The 16886-nt window shown below is 69.9% G+C and carries 20 protein-coding genes; 12 read left to right on the top strand and 8 right to left on the bottom strand.

Annotated features, from left to right (window positions below):
* Window positions 1-121: 121 nt before the first annotated feature.
* From tenA to NO878_RS04115, 7 genes are all read right to left on the bottom strand, one after another.
* A complete protein-coding gene (gene tenA / locus NO878_RS04145; RefSeq protein ID WP_256404696.1) occupies window positions 122-796 on the bottom strand; it encodes a thiaminase II in 675 nt (224 codons plus the stop codon).
* A gap of 72 nt (window positions 797-868) precedes the next feature.
* The gene (locus NO878_RS04140) at window positions 869-1504 is read right to left on the bottom strand and encodes a fibrillarin-like rRNA/tRNA 2'-O-methyltransferase (protein ID WP_256404695.1); all 636 of its coding nucleotides are present in this window, start codon (window positions 1502-1504) and stop codon (window positions 869-871) included.
* Complete coding sequence (locus NO878_RS04135; protein ID WP_256404694.1) at window positions 1501-2346, bottom strand: NOP5/NOP56 family protein; 846 nt, start codon at window positions 2344-2346, stop codon at window positions 1501-1503. Before NO878_RS04135 ends, NO878_RS04140 begins: the two co-directional genes overlap by 4 nt.
* Before the next feature lie 286 nt (window positions 2347-2632).
* Window positions 2633-3346 (bottom strand): energy-coupling factor ABC transporter ATP-binding protein, encoded by a 714-nt coding sequence (locus tag NO878_RS04130; RefSeq protein WP_256404693.1) that lies wholly within the window; start codon window positions 3344-3346, stop codon window positions 2633-2635.
* Window positions 3343-4068, bottom strand: a complete 726-nt coding sequence (cbiQ, locus tag NO878_RS04125) for a cobalt ECF transporter T component CbiQ (RefSeq protein ID WP_256404692.1) — start codon at window positions 4066-4068, stop codon at window positions 3343-3345. The genes NO878_RS04130 and cbiQ overlap by 4 nt, the downstream gene beginning before the upstream one ends.
* The gene (locus NO878_RS04120; RefSeq protein WP_256404691.1) at window positions 4052-4324 is read right to left on the bottom strand and encodes an energy-coupling factor ABC transporter substrate-binding protein; all 273 of its coding nucleotides are present in this window, start codon (window positions 4322-4324) and stop codon (window positions 4052-4054) included. Before NO878_RS04120 ends, cbiQ begins: the two co-directional genes overlap by 17 nt.
* Window positions 4321-4983, bottom strand: a complete 663-nt coding sequence (locus NO878_RS04115; protein ID WP_379823908.1) for an energy-coupling factor ABC transporter permease — start codon at window positions 4981-4983, stop codon at window positions 4321-4323. Before NO878_RS04115 ends, NO878_RS04120 begins: the two co-directional genes overlap by 4 nt.
* Window positions 4984-5127: 144 nt before the next feature.
* Between NO878_RS04115 and cobA the strand changes: the two genes are divergently transcribed.
* From cobA to NO878_RS04055, 12 genes are all read left to right on the top strand, one after another.
* Window positions 5128-6018, top strand: coding sequence for a uroporphyrinogen-III C-methyltransferase (gene cobA / locus NO878_RS04110; RefSeq protein WP_256404689.1), 891 nt, complete (start codon window positions 5128-5130; stop codon window positions 6016-6018).
* Window positions 6019-6096: 78 nt separating this feature from the next.
* The gene (cbiT, locus tag NO878_RS04105) at window positions 6097-6654 is read left to right on the top strand and encodes a precorrin-6Y C5,15-methyltransferase (decarboxylating) subunit CbiT (protein WP_256404688.1); all 558 of its coding nucleotides are present in this window, start codon (window positions 6097-6099) and stop codon (window positions 6652-6654) included.
* Window positions 6651-7358, top strand: coding sequence for a cobalt-factor II C(20)-methyltransferase (locus NO878_RS04100; RefSeq protein ID WP_256404687.1), 708 nt, complete (start codon window positions 6651-6653; stop codon window positions 7356-7358). The genes cbiT and NO878_RS04100 overlap by 4 nt, the downstream gene beginning before the upstream one ends.
* Window positions 7355-8191 carry a cobalt-precorrin-4/precorrin-4 C(11)-methyltransferase gene (locus tag NO878_RS04095; RefSeq protein WP_256404686.1) on the top strand — a complete coding sequence of 279 codons (837 nt, stop codon included), beginning with the start codon at window positions 7355-7357 and terminating at the stop codon, window positions 8189-8191. Before NO878_RS04100 ends, NO878_RS04095 begins: the two co-directional genes overlap by 4 nt.
* Window positions 8184-9152, top strand: coding sequence for a cobalt-precorrin 5A hydrolase (gene cbiG / locus NO878_RS04090; protein WP_256404685.1), 969 nt, complete (start codon window positions 8184-8186; stop codon window positions 9150-9152). Before NO878_RS04095 ends, cbiG begins: the two co-directional genes overlap by 8 nt.
* On the top strand, window positions 9149-9964 hold the full coding sequence (locus NO878_RS04085; protein WP_256404684.1) for a precorrin-3B C(17)-methyltransferase: 816 nt from the start codon (window positions 9149-9151) through the stop codon (window positions 9962-9964). The genes cbiG and NO878_RS04085 overlap by 4 nt, the downstream gene beginning before the upstream one ends.
* Before the next feature lie 2 nt (window positions 9965-9966).
* Window positions 9967-10983: a precorrin-3B C(17)-methyltransferase gene (gene cobJ / locus NO878_RS04080; protein WP_256404683.1), complete on the top strand. Its 1017-nt coding sequence runs from the start codon at window positions 9967-9969 to the stop codon at window positions 10981-10983.
* A 1-nt stretch (window position 10984) separates the two neighbouring features.
* Window positions 10985-11227 (top strand): ferredoxin, encoded by a 243-nt coding sequence (locus tag NO878_RS04075; RefSeq protein ID WP_256404682.1) that lies wholly within the window; start codon window positions 10985-10987, stop codon window positions 11225-11227.
* Window positions 11224-11883 carry a cobalamin biosynthesis protein gene (locus tag NO878_RS04070; protein ID WP_256404681.1) on the top strand — a complete coding sequence of 220 codons (660 nt, stop codon included), beginning with the start codon at window positions 11224-11226 and terminating at the stop codon, window positions 11881-11883. Before NO878_RS04075 ends, NO878_RS04070 begins: the two co-directional genes overlap by 4 nt.
* Entirely contained in the window at window positions 11880-13091 is a 1212-nt protein-coding gene (locus NO878_RS04065) for a CbiX/SirB N-terminal domain-containing protein (protein WP_256404680.1), read from the top strand. The genes NO878_RS04070 and NO878_RS04065 overlap by 4 nt, the downstream gene beginning before the upstream one ends.
* Window positions 13091-13468 (top strand): DUF3209 family protein, encoded by a 378-nt coding sequence (locus tag NO878_RS04060; RefSeq protein WP_256404679.1) that lies wholly within the window; start codon window positions 13091-13093, stop codon window positions 13466-13468. Before NO878_RS04065 ends, NO878_RS04060 begins: the two co-directional genes overlap by 1 nt.
* Window positions 13468-14700: an outer membrane protein assembly factor BamB family protein gene (locus NO878_RS04055; protein ID WP_256404678.1), complete on the top strand. Its 1233-nt coding sequence runs from the start codon at window positions 13468-13470 to the stop codon at window positions 14698-14700. The genes NO878_RS04060 and NO878_RS04055 overlap by 1 nt, the downstream gene beginning before the upstream one ends.
* Here NO878_RS04055 and NO878_RS04050 read toward each other — a convergent pair.
* Window positions 14697-16880: an ATP-binding protein gene (locus NO878_RS04050; RefSeq protein WP_256404677.1), complete on the bottom strand. Its 2184-nt coding sequence runs from the start codon at window positions 16878-16880 to the stop codon at window positions 14697-14699. The genes NO878_RS04055 and NO878_RS04050 overlap by 4 nt on opposite strands.
* Window positions 16881-16886 lie beyond the last annotated feature (6 nt).

Here is a 16886-nt window from a genome sequence, read left to right as displayed (position 1 = left end):
GGGGTCTCGCCGTCTGACTCCGTCGGTGTGGCGGTGATCGTCAACGTTCGGATGGCCGGTCGTCCCGGTGTCGGCCGCCAGGGTCGACGCTCGCTGGATCCGGTCGAGCGGCCGTCGTCGGCTACGCCGGGTCGACCGTCCACGTCTCCCCGCGCCAGGCGGCGTCCCAGAACCGATACTCGTAGCGCGCCGAGGTGACAAAGCGGTCGCGGTACCGCTCGCGTGCCGTCGCGGGGGCCTCCGCCGCCACCTCGTCCATCAACTCCTTACACCACGCGGTCAGTTCCGAGAACTCCTCGCCAGCGTAGGTCCGAATCCACTCCGCGTACCGCTCGTCGTCCGGCATGCCGTCGGCTTCGAGTCGGCGCGCCGTCTCGTTGAACCCCCACATGCAGGGGAGTAGCGCGGCGACCAGTTCGCCGAAGGTGCCCGTGGCGGCTGTCCGCACGAGGAAGTCAGTGTAGGCACGGGTCGTCGGCGAGGGGTCGGTCGCCTCCAGATCGGCTTCACTGATCCCGAACTCCGCGGCGTACGCGCGGTGGAGGTCCATCTCGGTGTCGACCGTCTCGTGGAGGAGTTCCGCGAAGGTACCCATCTGTTCGAGCGACGGCGCGCTCGCGGCGCCGTGGGCGAACACGCGGGCGTAGTCGATCAGATAGACGTAGTCCTGTCGCACCCAGTACTCGAACGGCTCCACGTCGAGGGTGCCGTCGCCCAGCCGAGCCACCATCGGATGGGCCACAATCTCGTCCCACAGGGCCGTCGCCGTCGGTTGCAGGTCGTCGGTGAACGCCATAGGCGAGCCTCGGGGCGCTCGCACCAAGAAGTTTTCCGGGTTGTATCACCGGCTGATACTAGGCGTCGACCCTCACTCCGCCAGCGGACGCGCGACGACGGCGAGGTGGTCGTCGTGGTAGCGGTCGAGTCGCGCCGTCGCCAGTATCTCGTAACGGTCGCGCAGGGTCGCGAGGACGTCCTCGAAGACGGCCGCGGGTTCGCGGGTCACGTCTTCGCTTCTGGCCTTGATGGCTGCGAGGAGGCGACCATCGGGGGCGAGAAATCGCCGGTTACGGGCCGCAACGCGGGCCTGACCGCGAGTCGCTACGTCCTGTATCAACACGTCGAGGTTCGATTCGACGACGTGGGCGTACGTCTCGGGACGGCGCGCGTCCTTCAGGAGGGGGAACAGGTTGGGGCGGGACGCCGCGACGTCGACCAGGTCGCGGGCCGGCCGGGGCGCGAACTCGACGGCGTAGGTTGGCCCCGCGAAGTCGGCGACGTGGCTGACCGTCGTCCCGCTCGCGGCGCCGAGATAGAGGACGCCCTCTCCCCCCGTGAGGCCGGTATCGAGGCCGAGTTCTAGCATCGCGCCGAGCTTCGACCGCCCGGCGTCCCACAGGCGCCACGGCCCGTCCGTCGGTTCGCCGTACACCGGCTCCCCGCGAGTAGCGAGTCGTTCTCGGTCGTCGACGCGGCGTCGCGAGACTCCCTCGGGGAGAGTCATTGGTCGGCCCTCGCGCGGATGGTGGCGATCCGTTCGTCGAGTTCCTCGTGGACCGACGGCCGGATGTCGCCGGCGTAGTGGTCGATCCGTGCCGCGATGGTGAGTTTGCCGGCGAGCGCCCGGGCGGCCGACCCACGGTCCGCGGGGCGGGTGTTTCGGACGTAGTCGTGGGTGTAGATGACGCCGTGTTTCGGCGACGGCGCCCGCCCCGAGAGGTGAGCGAACAGCGCGTCCTCGGCGCCGAGTACCTGTACCGTCCCCGAGGGCTTCTTCGCGAGGGTATCGAGGCCGCCGGCGAGGGCGATCAGCCGCGCCGCGAGCACCGGCCCGGCCATCCGGCACAGATTTGGCGCCACCGCGGGCGCCGCCCGCTCGATGTACGCGCGCAGGTCGTCGGCCTCGTCGGCCAGGTCGACCACTCGCTCGGCGAGCGAGACGGCCCGGCGCTCCGCCGCCGTCTCGGCGTCACGTTCGGCCACCGACCGCGCGCCGGCGACGCCCGTGTCGGCGTCGTCGAACAGCGCGCCCGCCCACTCGGCGACCCGCTCCGCGAGTTCGTTGGCCGTCCGCTCGGCGTCGTCCATGGCCCGGATGCAGTGGATCAACTGCTGGTCGTCGGCCCGTTCGCGCTCCCTGACCGCCGCCCGGGTCGCGGTCACCGTGGCCTCGTGTAACCGGTCGTAATACGTCGCTTCGTCGGCCGCGAAGCCGGACGCGACGGCGCGGGCGGGCCAATCTGCCGGGTCCGTCGTCCCGCCGTCGTCGATGGCGTCGCGGGCCGCGTCGGCGTCGCCAGGGGTCACGTCCTGAAACCAGGCGGACGCGGTAGGTTCGTCGGTCATGTGCCGTGTGTAGACGCCCACCTCGTAAATGCACTTTCGATGGCGTGACCCGTGAGTACGGGGCGAGAAACAGTCGGTGAGTGACCGAGAGGCGACGACGACGCTTTCGTGGGCGGGACAGAGTTCCTGATCGGCATGGCATGTCGCTGGCAGTCATCCAACTCGGGGCCCGCCGACACCGGCCGCCTCTCATCGAGACGTGTAACGTTGGAGGGTTAAATAACCGATCCGATTCCCAGTAACGTGGACTCGGGTAGTTACTTATACTGTCGTCGAGGCTCGCCGCTCACCCCACGTCGCCGAAGTGTCGCAAGCCGAAGCGCTCGGCGTCGGCGCCGTCGAGTGACTGGCCGCGGTACGCGACTCGCCCCGCGTCGAGCACCCTGAAGCGGTCGCCGACGGCCGCGGCGAAGCCCGGATAGTGGGTCGCGATCACGAACGTGATCCCCTCCTCGGTCAGGCCACGGATCAAGTCGACGAGGGCGCGCGTGCCCTCGCCGTCCAGCCCCGCGGTCGGTTCGTCGAGGACGACGTAGTCGGGGTCCATCGCCAACACGCCCGCGAGAGCGACCCGCTTTCGCTCGCCGTTGCTCAACCGGCTACAGAGTCGGTCCTCGTAGCCGTCGAGGCCGACACGGGAGAGTGCCCGCGCGACGCGGGCCGCCGTGTCCCCGCCGCCGTCGCGGTTGGCCGGGCCGAACGCGACGTCCTCCCCGACCGTCGGGGCAACGAGTTGGTCGTCGGGGCGCTGGAAGACGAACCCGACCCGACGGCGGAGGGCACGAAGCGCCTCGCTGTCGTACGCGACGCGCTCGCCGCCGACGACGACGTGCCCCTGGTCGGGTTCCAGCAGGCCGTTGAACTGCTTGAGCAGACTCGACTTGCCGACACCGTTGCGCCCGAGAAGCACCGTCACCGCCGCTGTCGGGGCGGTGAACGCCACCCCTCGGAGAACGGAGCGGTCGCCGTAGCCGAAGTGAAGGTCGACCGTCTCGATCACACGACCCACCTCGCGGCGACCAGAGCGACGAGCACGACACCGACGACGGCGTACCCCCCGTTTTCGTACTCGGGGACGGGCATCCGACCGGCGTAGTTGCGCGACGCCATGGCGCGCTCGAACGCCTCCGCTCGGTCTATCGACCCAACCAGCAGCGACGCGCCGACGCGTTTCGTCGTGCGAAACAGGGTGCGCCGGGAGTCGAACCCGCCGCGGAGGCGGGCAGCGGTGTGGAGGCGGGCCGACCGCTCGACGAGGACCTGGATGCCACGGTAGACGAGCAACAGGAGTTCGATCACCCCCGAGGGAAGCCGGAGGTCGTCGAGGGCGGCGACCAGTTCGGGGACCGTCGTCGTCAGCGCCAGAAACGACAGCACGGAGAGCGATGCGACCGCCCGAAAGCCGGTCGTCGCGGCGACGGCGAGGCCGCGGTCGGTGATGGTCACGACCGGGAGGGTGAGGACCGGCGTCCCGGGAGTGACGACGGCGACGACCACCACGCTCGGGAGCAAGAAGGCGACGGGGTATCGCAGCAGCGTGACGTACGACCACCCGGCGGCGTGAATCGACAGACAGGCGAACGCGAGGGTGGCGACGGCGTAGACGGCCGGTCGCGCCGTCGTCGCGGTGAGCAAGAGCGCGACGAGGACGAAATACACCCGCAACGGGCCCTCGACGACGGGCGTGGAGGTCACCTGGACGTCCTCAAGCGTCCGGTGCATCCCCGTCACCCGTCCGCAACCGGTCGAGGTAATGTCCTAAGAGGACCGCCCCGACGCCCCCCTGAAGCGCAAAGAGGAGCGCCTCGCCCGTGGGGGCCGGCGCCCAGACGGGGGCTGCCCAGCGGTCGTACGCCGGTGTCCGATCCTCGATCTCGGCGACCGCCTGCCCGTCGGTGCCGGCCAGGTTGCCCCCTGCCGTCGCGAGGAGGAAGACGGCGAGGGCGACGATGACGCCGAGCAACAGGTGTCGTCTCACGAGGCCACCCCCAGCCGGGTCCCGTCGAGGGTGTCGAGACGGCAGAGATACCCAACCATCGCCGCCGCGAGGAGGCCTTCGAGGACGCCGATGGGGAGTTGTGTGACGGTGAACACCGCGGCGAAATCGAGCGCCGCGGCGAGGACGCCAGCCGGGTCCCCTCCCGCAGGGAAGGCCATCCCGAGTTGGACGGAGGTGACCAGATACGTCGTCCAGTCGGTGACCGCCGCGGCGACGAAGGTGGCGCGTTCGAGCGACAGCCGCGGTCGGACGGCCCGGTACGCCACCCACCCGACGAACGGGCCGACGATTCCCATCGAGAAGACGTTGGCGCCGAGAGTCGTCAACCCGCCGTGGGCGAGGAGGACCGCTTGGTAGAGGAGGACGATGACGGAGACGAAGGCGGTGACCGCAGGGCCAAAGAGCACGACCATGAGTCCCGTTCCGGTCGGGTGTGACGAACTCCCCGCCACCGAGGGGAGTTTGAGCGCCGAGAGCACGAACACGAACGCCGCGGCCACCGCGACGAGTGCCTTCGTGCGGGCGTCAGTTCGGACGGCCGACAGCGTCCGCCGCGCGCCGTACGCGACGAAGGGAAACGCCAGGACTGTCCAGACGACCGCCCAAACCGGTGGCAGAAAACCTTCCATGATATGCACGTCGAGATCACTTCCCGTCGGTGCCGATTACCTCCCACGCAAAAACAATACCGCTTGCGATAACGAAACCGAACTTTGGAAACCGGCCGCATCCGACAGAAACACAAGTAGATTGAAGTTACTGCAATCAGCGCTTATCTACCGATGGAAGAGGACACCGCTCGCGGACCGGGAACGGGGAACGGACCGCAGAGGCGCCCCCAGGACGCCGACGACGAGGCGATCCGCCGGTCGCCCGAGCACGCGATGCCCGAGCGGTCGCGTGCGGCCGCCGGACGGGTGTATCTGGTCGGCGCGGGACCGGGCGATCCGGACCTGCTGACGGTCAGGGCGTGGCGGCTGATCGCAACCGCCGACGTGGTGTTTCACGACGCTCTCACCCGGGATACGCTGGTCCACCGCATCCCCGCCGCAGTCGAGGTGATCGACGTCGGCAAGCGCGCCGACCGCAAGACGCCACAGGCGGAGATCAACGAGCGCTTGGCCGACCGCGCGGCTGCCGGCGACGCCGTCGTCCGCCTGAAAGGCGGCGACCCGTTCGTCTTCGGCCGTGGCGGCGAGGAGGCCCAGTATCTCGCCGCCAACGACGTCCGGTTCGAGGTCGTGCCGGGCGTCTCCAGCGTGATCGCCGCCCCCGGACTCGCCGGCATCCCACTCACCCACCGCGATGTGGCCTCTCGATTTACGGTCATCACAGGCCACGAGACACCCGACAAGGGCGCCTCGACGCTCGACTGGGCGGCACTCGCCGACGAGATTCGAAACGGATCGACGCTTGTCATCCTCATGGGCGTCCGGACGCTGGAGCGCAACGTCTCCGCCCTTGGGGAGGAGGGCGTCGACGGCGACGTGCCCGTCGCCCTCGTCCAGAAGGCTGCGTGGGACGATCAGCGCGTCGTCCGGGGCACCCTCGACACTATCGTCGACGACGCGGACGACTCCACCATCACGCCCCCCGCGACCACCGTCGTCGGCGACGTGGTGTCGATCCGTGACGACATCGCGTCCTTCCTCGACGAGTTTGAGCCGGCCTGACCCGCCGACAGAAGTGAAAGTTCGATTTTTATAGGACAAGCAAAATTGTTTTCATGTGGGCGCGAAATGGTGGTGGTGATGCCTCAGGTAGCGCTTCCACACGACGCGAAGGCCGGGCCGACGAAAGCGGAGATTCGCGGGGTAACGCTCCGGAAGTTGGACCTGCAACCCGCGGATCACTTCGTCGACGTTGGCTCCTGTACCGGCGCGGTCACGGTGGAGGCGGCCCGCCGTGCCGGTCGGGTGACCGCAATCGAGCGCAAGCCCGACCGACTGGCGGTGACGCGGAAGAATCTCGCCGCAAACGAGTACGACGCCGAGGTATCGCTTCGCGAGGCGGAGGCGCCGGCGGGCCTTCCCGACGACGCGGACGCCATGTTCTTGGGCGGGAGTCGGAACTTCGAAGCCGTCCTCGATCACGCCGTGGCGACGGACGTCGACCGGGTGGTGATGAACGTCTCCCGCGTCGAGGTGGCGGGCCGTGCCGTCGACGCCTTCCGCGACCGTGACCTCCTCTCGGAGGTCCTCCAGATTCAGGTGAATCACGGCTACGAACTCGCCGGCGCGACGAGTTTTCAGGCGGACAACCCCGTCTACGTCGTCGTCGGGCGCCGCGACGGGGGCGGTCTCGCGTGACCGTCTACGGCGTCGGTCTCGGCCCGGGCCAGGCCGACCTGATCACCGTCCGCGGCAAGCGCGTCCTCGACTCCGTCTCGACGGTCTACTCGCCCGGCCGCCTCTCGCGGACCGTCGCCCGCGAGTACGTCCCGGCGTCGAAACTCGGTGACCTGGACTTCCCGATGACCCGTGACCCTGATGAACTCCGGCGAGCGTGGCGGACGGCCGCGGACGCCGTCGCGGAGACGGCGGCCGACGACGACGTTGCCTTCGTCACCCTTGGCGACCCGAACGTCTACTCGACGTTCGGGCACCTCCGGCGGACGCTGTCGGCCTTCCACCCCGACGTGGGCGTGAAGGTGGTTCCGGGGGTGAGCGCCGTCACCGCGTTCGCGACGGCGCTGGGCGTCGAAATCGAGGCTGGCACCGGCCTCTCGCTCCGCGAGGCCGCCGACGGCGCGGCGCCAATCGGTCCCGACCGGATGATCCTGTTCAAGGTGACCGACGCGGTGACCACCCACGAGCAACTCGTCGACGCCGGCTACGACGTCCGGTACGGCCGCCGCCTGTTCATGGAACAGGGGGAGACGACGGTCACGCGCGACCCCACCGAGGTGGTCGAGCGTGACTACTACACGCTCGCTTACGCCGAGCGGGAGGGACTGGACCGCGACCTAGCGACCGCCGCGTTCGAGGACGGCGAGCGGGAGGGGTCGGCGTGAGTGGCGATCACACCGCCGGCGACCTGCGGGAGGGGATTCCCTTCATCGGCGCCGGTCCCGGCGATCCGGGACTGCTCACCGTCACTGGGAAGCGCCTCGTCGAGGACGCGGACCTCGTCGTCCACGCCGGCTCGCTGGTCAACAGCGAACTGCTGGAGGCGTACTGTGCCGACGCAGAGCAGGTCAACAGCGTCGGCAAGGACCTCGAAGAACTGGTGCCGTTGATGACCGACGCCTACGAGGCCGGGCGGACGGTCGCGCGCCTCCACAGCGGCGACCCTGCCGTCTACGGCGCCGCCTTAGAGCAGATGGACGCCCTCGAAGGTGAGGGCGTTCCGACCTATTTCGTGCCCGGCGTCACGTCGGCGTTCGCCGCCAGCGCCACCCTCGGCACGCAACTGACGCTCAACGAGGTGGCCAACCACGTTGCCTTCACCCGGCCCCAGGGCAAGACCCTCTCGGCCGAGGAGGACCACATCAGCGACTTCGTCGGCTTCGGCGACGTGACGACCTGCATTTACCTGGGGACCCACGCCGTGAGCGAGACGATGGACCGCCTGCTGGCGGACGGCCACGACCCCGACACGCCCGTCGCGGTCGTCTATCACGCCTCCTGGCCCGACGAGGACGTGATCCAGGGCACCATCGCCACCATCGGCGAGAAGGTCGAGACGGCCGGCTACCGCGCCTCGGCGCTGGTGATCATCGGCGAGGCGGCCACCGGCGCCGGGTACGAGCGGTCCTACCTCTACGGCGACTGGGCGAACGGTGAGGGCGAGGACGAGGAAAGCGACCCCGAGAGCGACACCACGACCGAGACCAACCATGACTGAGAGCACTACCGACACGACGGACGACGGCTGTAGCACCCCCGACAGCGACGGGGAGGTCGCCGAGGAAATCGCGATCATCGGCTTCGAGCGCAAACTCGACACCGCCGCCGAGATCGAGGCCGGCCTCGCGGACGAGTACGAACGCATCGACGTCCTCGAATATCACGGCGACGTCTTCGCGGAGCACTGGGGCGAGTACGACTGCTTCGTCGGCCTGATGGCGAGCGGCATCGCCATGCGAAAGACCGCGCCCCTCCTCGACGACAAGTGGGACGACCCCGCGGTGGTCGTCGTCGACGAGGAGTTGACGTGGGCCATCCCACTGACCGGCGGCCACCACGGCGCGAATCAGGTGGCAGGCGACCTCGCCGGCCTCGGTGCTGTCCCCGCGATGACGACGGCGTCGGAGGCGGCGGGCAAGCAAGGCGTCGAGAGTCGGGCGAAGGCGCTCGATACGCACGTCGTCAACGGCGACTCGACGGTGGCGACGAACCTCGCGGTCCTCGACGACGACCTGGGGCCGGTCGCCCGCCTCGACGGGCCGCGGGCGGTTCTCGTCGGCGACGACGTGACCGTCCTCAAGCGGAACACGGACGACGGCGTCGTCCTCGGGACCGGGAGCGTCTCCGGCGCCGACGCCGACCAGTTCCTCGCGGCCTGGCGAACGGCCCTCGAAGAGGCGGGTCTCACACCCGACGACGTGGAGTTCGTCGCGACGGCCACCCGTAAGGAGGACGAACCCGGCCTCATCGAGGCCGCACGGGAGTTCGACGTCGGAGTGGCATACCTCGATAAGGAGACCTTAGAGGCCTTCGAGGGGCCGACACCCTCGAAGTCAAAGGAGCTGATCGGCTGGCCGGGCATCGCGGAGGCGAGCGCCATCGCCGCCGGCCGCGAGCACGAACTCCTCATCGAGAAGCGGCGACACGACGATGCGGTCACCGTGGCGGTGGGTCGATGACCGACGGTCACGGGACGCTCTACGTTGTCGGCATCGGCCCCGGACTTCCCGCACACATGACCCAGCGCGCCCGGGAGGTCATCACCGGCGCCGACTGTGTCATCGCCTCGAATCTCTACCAGGAGTTTCTCCGGGACGACGGGACCCTCCCGCCGGAGGGCGAGGAGCGCGACACGGACCCAGAGGTCGTCCGCTCGTCGATGGGCCAGCAGGTCGAACTCACCCGTGAGGCGTTCGAACGCGTCCGCGCTGGCGAGGACGTCGCCCACGTCTCGGGCGGCGACCCGAACGTCTACGGCAAGTCCGACCTCGTGTTTACGATGGCCGACGCGGACGACGCGACGGACGTCCCCATCGAAATCGTCCCCGGCGTCACCGCGGCGCTCGGCGGCGCGGCCATGATGGGCGCACCCCTCTCGAATGACTTCTGCACGATTTCGCTGTCCGATAAGTGGCGAGGCTGGGACGAAATCGAGGAGAAACTCCGGGCGGCCGCGGTTAGCAACTTCGTGATCGTCCTCTACAACTGTTGGCGGAACTACGAGCGGGCGATCACCATCCTCCGCGAGGAACGGGCCGACGATGTGCCGGTCGGCATCTTCAACGACGCCGGTCGCGGCGACGCCGGACGGAACGTCGACGGCGAGGCGTTCACCGTCACGACCCTCGGCGACGCGACGGCCCACGAGGAAGAGGTCGGCGGGATGGGGACGTCCATCCTCGTCGGCACCCACGAGACCGACACGTGGAGCAACGACTTCGAAACGTATCTCGTCACCCCGCGCGGCGGGCGTGACGTTGAGGACTTCTAACCATGAGCGAGAGCAACGCGAACGACGGATCGACGTGTGGCGCGACGACCGAGGCCGACACGGAGTCGACCGGTGCCTCGGAGTCGAAGTGTGGCGGAGCGACTGAGGCCGACACGGAGTCGGCCGATACCTCGGAGTCGACCTGTGGCGGGTCGAGCACCGAGACGTCGGGATCGACGTGCGGCGGGTCGAAATCCGACACGACCGACGAGAACGTCGCGGCGACGGCCGACGACTTCGACGCCGACCCCGGCCGCCTCGTCGCCGTCGGTCTCGGCCCTGGTGAACCGAGTGGCATGACCGCCCGAGCCATCGAGGCGCTCCGGGGTGTCGAGCATATCGTCGGCTACACCACGTACGTCGACCTCCTGCCGGACGACGTCGTCGAGGGCGCCGAGGATATCTACTCGACGCCGATGTGCGGCGAGGTGTCGCGCACGGAGGAGGCTGTCGACCGGGCGCTCGCCGGCAACGACGTCGCCATCATCGGGAGCGGCGACCCGAACGTCTACGCGCTCGGTGGCCTCGCACTCGAAATTCTGGAGTCGAAGGGTGGATTGGCCAGCGCCGTCGACTTCGAGGTCGTACCCGGGGTGCCGGCCGCCCAGTCGTGTGCGGCCCGCCTGGGTGCCCCGCTCGTGAACGACACCGTCAGCATCAGCCTCTCGGACCATCTGACGCCGATGTCGACCATCGAGTCCCGACTCCACGCGGCCGCCAAGGAGGGGTTCACGATTGCGGTCTACAACCCCTGGAGCCGCAAGCGCCGCGAGAACTACGAGAAGTGCTGTGAGATCCTCCTCGAACACCGCGACCCCGAAACGCCGGTCGGAATCGTCCACGCCGCAGGCCGCGAGGACGAGGAGATCGAAATCGTGGAACTGCGCGACCTCCCCGAACTCGGCGAGTCGGATCTCGTCGACATGACGACGACGCTACTGGTCGGCAACGACGAGACCTACGTCTGGGACGGCCGGATGGTAACGCCGCGTGGCTACGAGCGAAAGTACGAGTACTGAGATGTTCCGCATCGAAATCGACCGCGAGGCCTGCGACGGCATCTTCGCCTGTCTCGCCCGCGACGACCGCTTCGTCGAGGACGAGACCGGCCTCGCGACTATCGACCCCACGGCCGAGAGCGTGATCAGCGTCGAGCGGTCGGACGAGCGGGTGATCGCCACCGTCGACGGCGACTACGAGGACGCCACCCTGGCCGCGCGGGCCTGCCCGCCCGACGCCATCACCGTTCAGGAGGAGCCATGACCGCCGACAGCCCGTCCTCCCTGCTGGAGTGCCACCCCGAGACGGCCTACTTCTGGGGACACGTCGCCGGCGACGGCGAGGTGCGAGCGGACGACCTCACCGTCCGAGCGCCGGACGAGGGCTGTGCCGACCGCCTCGTCGCTATCGCGGGCGGCGGCGACGTCGACCACCACCGGACGGAACGGGAGTACGCCCACGACACGTCGATCACCCGAACCGAGGACGAGTACCACGTCACCGTCGCCGGCGACGTGGCCGCGCGGGGAAGCGCCGCCTTCGGTCTCCCGACGGGCGAGAACCGGGGTGGTTACCGCTTCGACGCCCTCGCCGACGCCAACCGCCAACTCCTCCGTGGCCTCCTGGAGAGTTGCGGGACGGTCTGTTTCAAGTCCTCGGCCGGCGTCGTCGGCATCTCCTTCGTCCACGACGACCGGACGCTTCTGGAGACGATCCAGGGGCGTCTGGACGCCTGCCCGGTCGACGTCCCGACCGACGACATCGCGGAGACGTCCTCCGGGGGCTACTGGTTCGGCGTCGACGACGCGGCCGGGGACCGGTTCGGCCGGTGGGTGTACGACGGAAGCGAAGCGACCGACCTCTTCGCACCGACGCGTCGACAGAAACTGCTGCGGAGCCTGGAGCAGGCCGAGGGATGATCGACGAGCAACCGCTCGACGACGACGCGATCCTCCTCGTTGGCCACGGCTCCCGCCGCGAGAAGGCAAACGAGCAGGTGCGGACGCTGGCGGCGGACCTCGAAGCCGAACTCGACCTGCCGGTCGACGCGGCCTACCTCGAACTCGCGGACCCACCAATCGGGGAGGCTATCGAGACGCTCGCGCCCGCCTGCCGGACCCTGACCGTCGTGCCGCTGTCGCTGTTCGGCGCGAGTCACGTCAAAAACGACGTGCCACTAGCCGTCCAGACGGCGCGGGCCCAACACGACGACCTGACGATCCACTACGGCTCACACCTGGGCGTCCACCCGTCGCTCGTGGACTTGCTGGATGACCGTGTTCGCGCCGTCGAGGCCGACCTCGGGGTCGACCGGACCGAGGACGACGTAGCCGTCGTCGTCTGCGCCCGAGGGTCGAGCGACCCGGATTCGAACGCCGACGTCCACAAACTCGCGCGCCTCCTCTACGAGGGTCGCGAGTTCCACCGTGTCGAGGCCTCGTTTATCGGCGTGACGTCGCCGCTGCTCGACGAGACACTCCACACCGTCACGAAGAGCCGTCCGGACGCGGTGGTGGTCGTTCCCTACATGCTCGGCGACGGGACGCTGACGGGCCGCATCGTCGACACGGCTGAGTCCTTCGACGACGAGTACCCGTACGTCGCCGCGGGTGCGGGCGACCCCCTCGGGGTCGACGACCGCGTGGTCGACGTCCTCGCCGACCGCTGGCGGGCGGCCCGCTCCGACAGCGTCGAGATGTCCTGTGACACCTGCAAGTACAAGGTCGAACTCTCGGGCTACGAGGACGACCAGGGGGGCGCGCGGGCGATGCTTCGCTCGCTCGTCCACCAGGCGGAACACGCCGACCGCGAGGACGTCGACGACGACCCGCACGTCCACGACGCACCCGAAAAGCACGTGGCGGTCTGCACCAACCAGACGTGTGCCGAGAGCGGGTCGGCGGCGGTCATCGAACGGCTCCGACAGGAGGTCCGCGACGCCGAGGACTGCGACGCCCGGATCACCCGCACCTCCTGTCTCGGCCAGTGCGGCGACGGCCCGATGGTCGCTGTCTACCCCGACGGCGTCTGGTACGGCGGCGTCACCGCCGACGACACCGACCGCATCGTCTCGTCCCACCTCGACCGGGACCGCATCGTCTCCGACCTCGTACACCAGACACTATAATGGCTTGCGCAGAACTCGAAGCACTCCGACTCGCACTGATGAATCTGACCGGCACCGTCGACGAGAGCGTCAAACAACACGCCGAGGCCGAAATCGGCGACGAACTGGCGGCCGGCGGCCCCATCGCGGCGCTGGCCGAGGCCGAGACGCTCGACGAGATACAGCGACACCTCGAAGCGGCCCTAATCGACTTAGAGGAGGAGGCCATGGCCGCCGACGCCACCGACCCCCAAGGAGCGTATCTCCGAGGACGGGTCGTCGCCGTCCGCGACGCCGAGCGCACGGTGCGCCGTCTCCGTGAACGCACCGACGCCATGCTCGACGATTTCGGCGAGGCTCACCACACGCTCCACGAGACGTTCCCGACCGAGGAGTGATGTCCACACTCGCCGACCCGGCGCGCCGTCTCCTAGACGACCTTCCCCCTGCGGGGAGCCGTCACAACTGGTCGCGCTCCGCGGTGTCCATCGTCGACGGCCGGATCGTCACGGGTGGCCCCGACGGGCACGTCACCGCCCACCACCCCGACGCGACGCCCGTCGACGGCTGGACGGGGCCGGGCGATTCGGCGGCTGGCGAGCGCTACGCCGTATCGCTGGCAGCGGCTGCCGACCGACTCGTCGTCGGCCAGCGTGGCCCCGACGGGCGCGTCGCCGTGCTGTCGCCCGCCACGGGCGCGGTTCGGTGGCGCCACGAGACGTCCGCGGACGTCGGGACGGCGAGCCGGGAGTCCCTCCTTTTCCAGCCCTACGTCGTCGACGTCGCCGTGGCCGGCGACACGACGGTCGTCGCCGCCAGGCGGTACGAACGCGACGGCGACGAGCGAACCTGGTCGAGTGTCGTCCTCGGAATCGACCCCGACGGGACGGTTCGGTGGCGCTACCACGCCCGCGCCTCACCTATTTCCCTCGCTGCTGACGACGGGCGCGTCGCCGTCGCGTACAACCGCTGTTCGGCCGACCACGTCCACGGCCTGGTCGTCCTCGACACCGACTCCGGGACCCTCCTCGCCAACTGGGACCCCGGAACGGAGGGCGACCGCCGCGTCGGCGACGTGGCGGTTCTCGACGGCGGCATCGCCGTCGCGAGTCACGGCGACAAACACGGCTACCTGCTCGACCACGACGGTGGCGAGCGGTGGCGCGTCGACCTGGCGAGCGAGCGGTCGGTCGACGGCGAGACGGTCTACGCCTATCCGACCCACGTCGCCGCCGTCGACGGGACCGCCGTCTTCGTGACGGGCAACACCTTCGCCGCATCGACACGCGACCCGGACGCCCGCCACCCGCGGGAACATACGGTCGTCGCCGTCGACGGCGGTGACGTGGCCTGGACCCACGAGGTCGGCGGCTTCGCCCGCGGCCTCGCCGTCGACGGGTCGCTCCTCGCCGTCCCCTCGGCCCAACACTTCCGCGAGCGGTCGGCGGACACCCACGCCGTCCACCTCCTCGATTCGGCTCGGGGTCACCTCGACTCGCAGCCGATTCCCGGTATCGCGTCGGCCGCGGCGCTCGGTGACGGGACGCTCGCCGTCGTCGAGGAACCCGTCGAGTACCACGACGAGGGTGTCACCCGCGGGGCCCATCGCCTCCACGTCTGGCGGGATTAGGCGTCGTCGGCCGACGCCGCCGCGTCGGCGACGACGTCGGCGGTAAGCTCGGACAGGGGAATCCGTCGCCCGCCGGTCTCGGCCTCGATGACGCCCGTCACGCCCGCACCGCCGTCGCCGGCGTCGACGAGGACGACCGACGCGTCACTCTCGGCTAGTCGGCCGGCCGCGGCACGGGTCGCCGCGGTCGGACTCCCCTCGGCGACGTTCGCGCGGCCGTCGGTCACGACGACGACCAGTCCCGCGTCCGCGTCGGAGCGGGTCACGAGTCGGGTCGCCGTATCGAGTCCGTCCGGGAGGGGCGTCCGGTCGCCGGTCGGCAACTGCTTGAGGTGGCGGGCCGCGAGCGTGACGCTGTCCGTCGGCGGGAGTAACACCTCCGCCGCGTCGCCGGCGACGGCGACGAACGCCACCTCGTCTCGCCGCTCGTACGCGTCGCGCAGGAGCGCCATGACCGTCCCCTTGGTCTCGCGCATGGCTGGGCGCATCGACGCGCTCGCGTCGACGACGAAGACGACGAGCGTCCCCGCCGTTCCGCGTCGCACCGACCGCCGCAGGTCCTCTTCGCCCACCTCGGTCCGCCCCGCGGCCGCGGCGGCCCGCACCGACGCCGCCGGGTCCACGTCGTCGCCCGGGTCCGCACGCTCGGTCCGCACCCGCGAGCCACGCGACCCCTCGGCGGCCTCCGCGCGGGCGCGCGATCCACTTCCCTCGCCCGTCGACGCCGTCACCTCGTCGACGGGTGGGGACGCCGCCTCACCAACCTCCGCCCGCCGCTGGCCCGGGACGAGCGGCGTCGCTTCCTCGTCGGCGTCCGTGTCGCCGTCGGAGTCCTCCCCGTCACCGTCCCTGCCGTCGCCATCGTCCGATCCCGACGGATCGGCGCCCGAGGGCGTCGGCTCCCGGGCGGGACCGTCGTCGGGTCCGTCGTCGCCGTCCCCGTCGCTCCCCCGGTCGCCGTCGCCCGGTTCGTCCTCGGGTCCGTCGCCGTCCCCGTCGCTCCCCCGGTCGCCGTCGCCCGGTTCGTCCTCGGGTCCGTCGCCGTCGCCCGCATCCTCCGTTCCACTCTCGCCGTCGCCATCACCGTCAGCGCCCCCTCCCTCGTCGTCGCCCTCACCGTCGCCGTCAGCGTTGCCTTCCTCACCGTCGCCCTCGGAGCCGTTCCCCTCGTCCTCGTCGTCGAAGTGATCGTCGAGGACGTCGTCGGGGTCGGGTTCGTCGTCGAAGGGGCGGCGCCGGAGTCGGTGGGGGAGCGCGAACATCGCCGCCTCGCGGATATCGGAGCGGAGCACTTTCGTCCGGCCGTCGAGTGCCGCGAGCGTCCGCGCGGTGCGGGCGGTGGCGATGTCGGCCCGGTGGCCGTCGACGCCCGCGTCGCGGCAGAGTTCGGCGATGTCGGCTTTGAACTCCTCGGGAAGCGTCACGTCGTCGACGAGTCGTCGCGCGTCGCACAGTCGCTCGCGGAGGGCGTCGGTCTCCGCTTCGTACGCCGTCGCGAAGCCCTCGGGGTCGTCGTTTCGGTCGAGGGCGCGGTCGATGACAGCCACGCGGTCCTCGACGGCCTCACAGCCCGTGACCGTCGCCTGGAGGGCGAACCGGTCGCGAAGCTGTGGCCGGAGGTCCCCCTCTTCGGGGTTCATCGTGCCGACGAGCGTGAACTCCGCCGGGTGGGTGCGGCTCACGCCGTCGCGTTCGACGCGGTTGACGCCGCTCGCGGCCGCATCCAGCAGAACGTCCACGAGATGGTCGTCGAGGAGGTTCACCTCGTCGATATAGAGGACTCCCCGGTTGGCGCGGGCGAGAAGGCCGGGATCGAACGACGCGTCGCCGTCAAGGGCGTCGGCGACCGACAGCGTCCCGACCACGCGCTCGCGGGTCGCACCCAGCGGGAGCGTCACGAGGGGGACGGGTCGCGTCTCGACCGGCGGGTCGACCCGCTCCCGACACGACACACACTGTCGCTCCGGGTCGTCCGGCGGACAGCCGTACGGGCAGTCTGCCACCGCACGTTGGTCGGGTAACAGGTCGACCAGCGCTCGGACGGCCGTCGACTTGGCCGTCCCCTTCTCCCCGCGGACCAGCAGGCCGTCGAGCGCGTCGTTCGTCCCAACGGCAAGCAACGCCCGCTTCAACTCCTCCTGCCCGACGATTGCCGGGAACGGTGTGTGGCGACGCTCCATGTGAAT

Origin of the sequence: Haloplanus ruber (assembly GCF_024494725.1) — an archaeon.
Lineage (GTDB): Archaea > Halobacteriota > Halobacteria > Halobacteriales > Haloferacaceae > Haloplanus > Haloplanus ruber.
The sequence above is the reverse complement of the archived record's forward strand: the minus strand, read 5'-3'. Positions and strand labels throughout refer to the sequence as shown.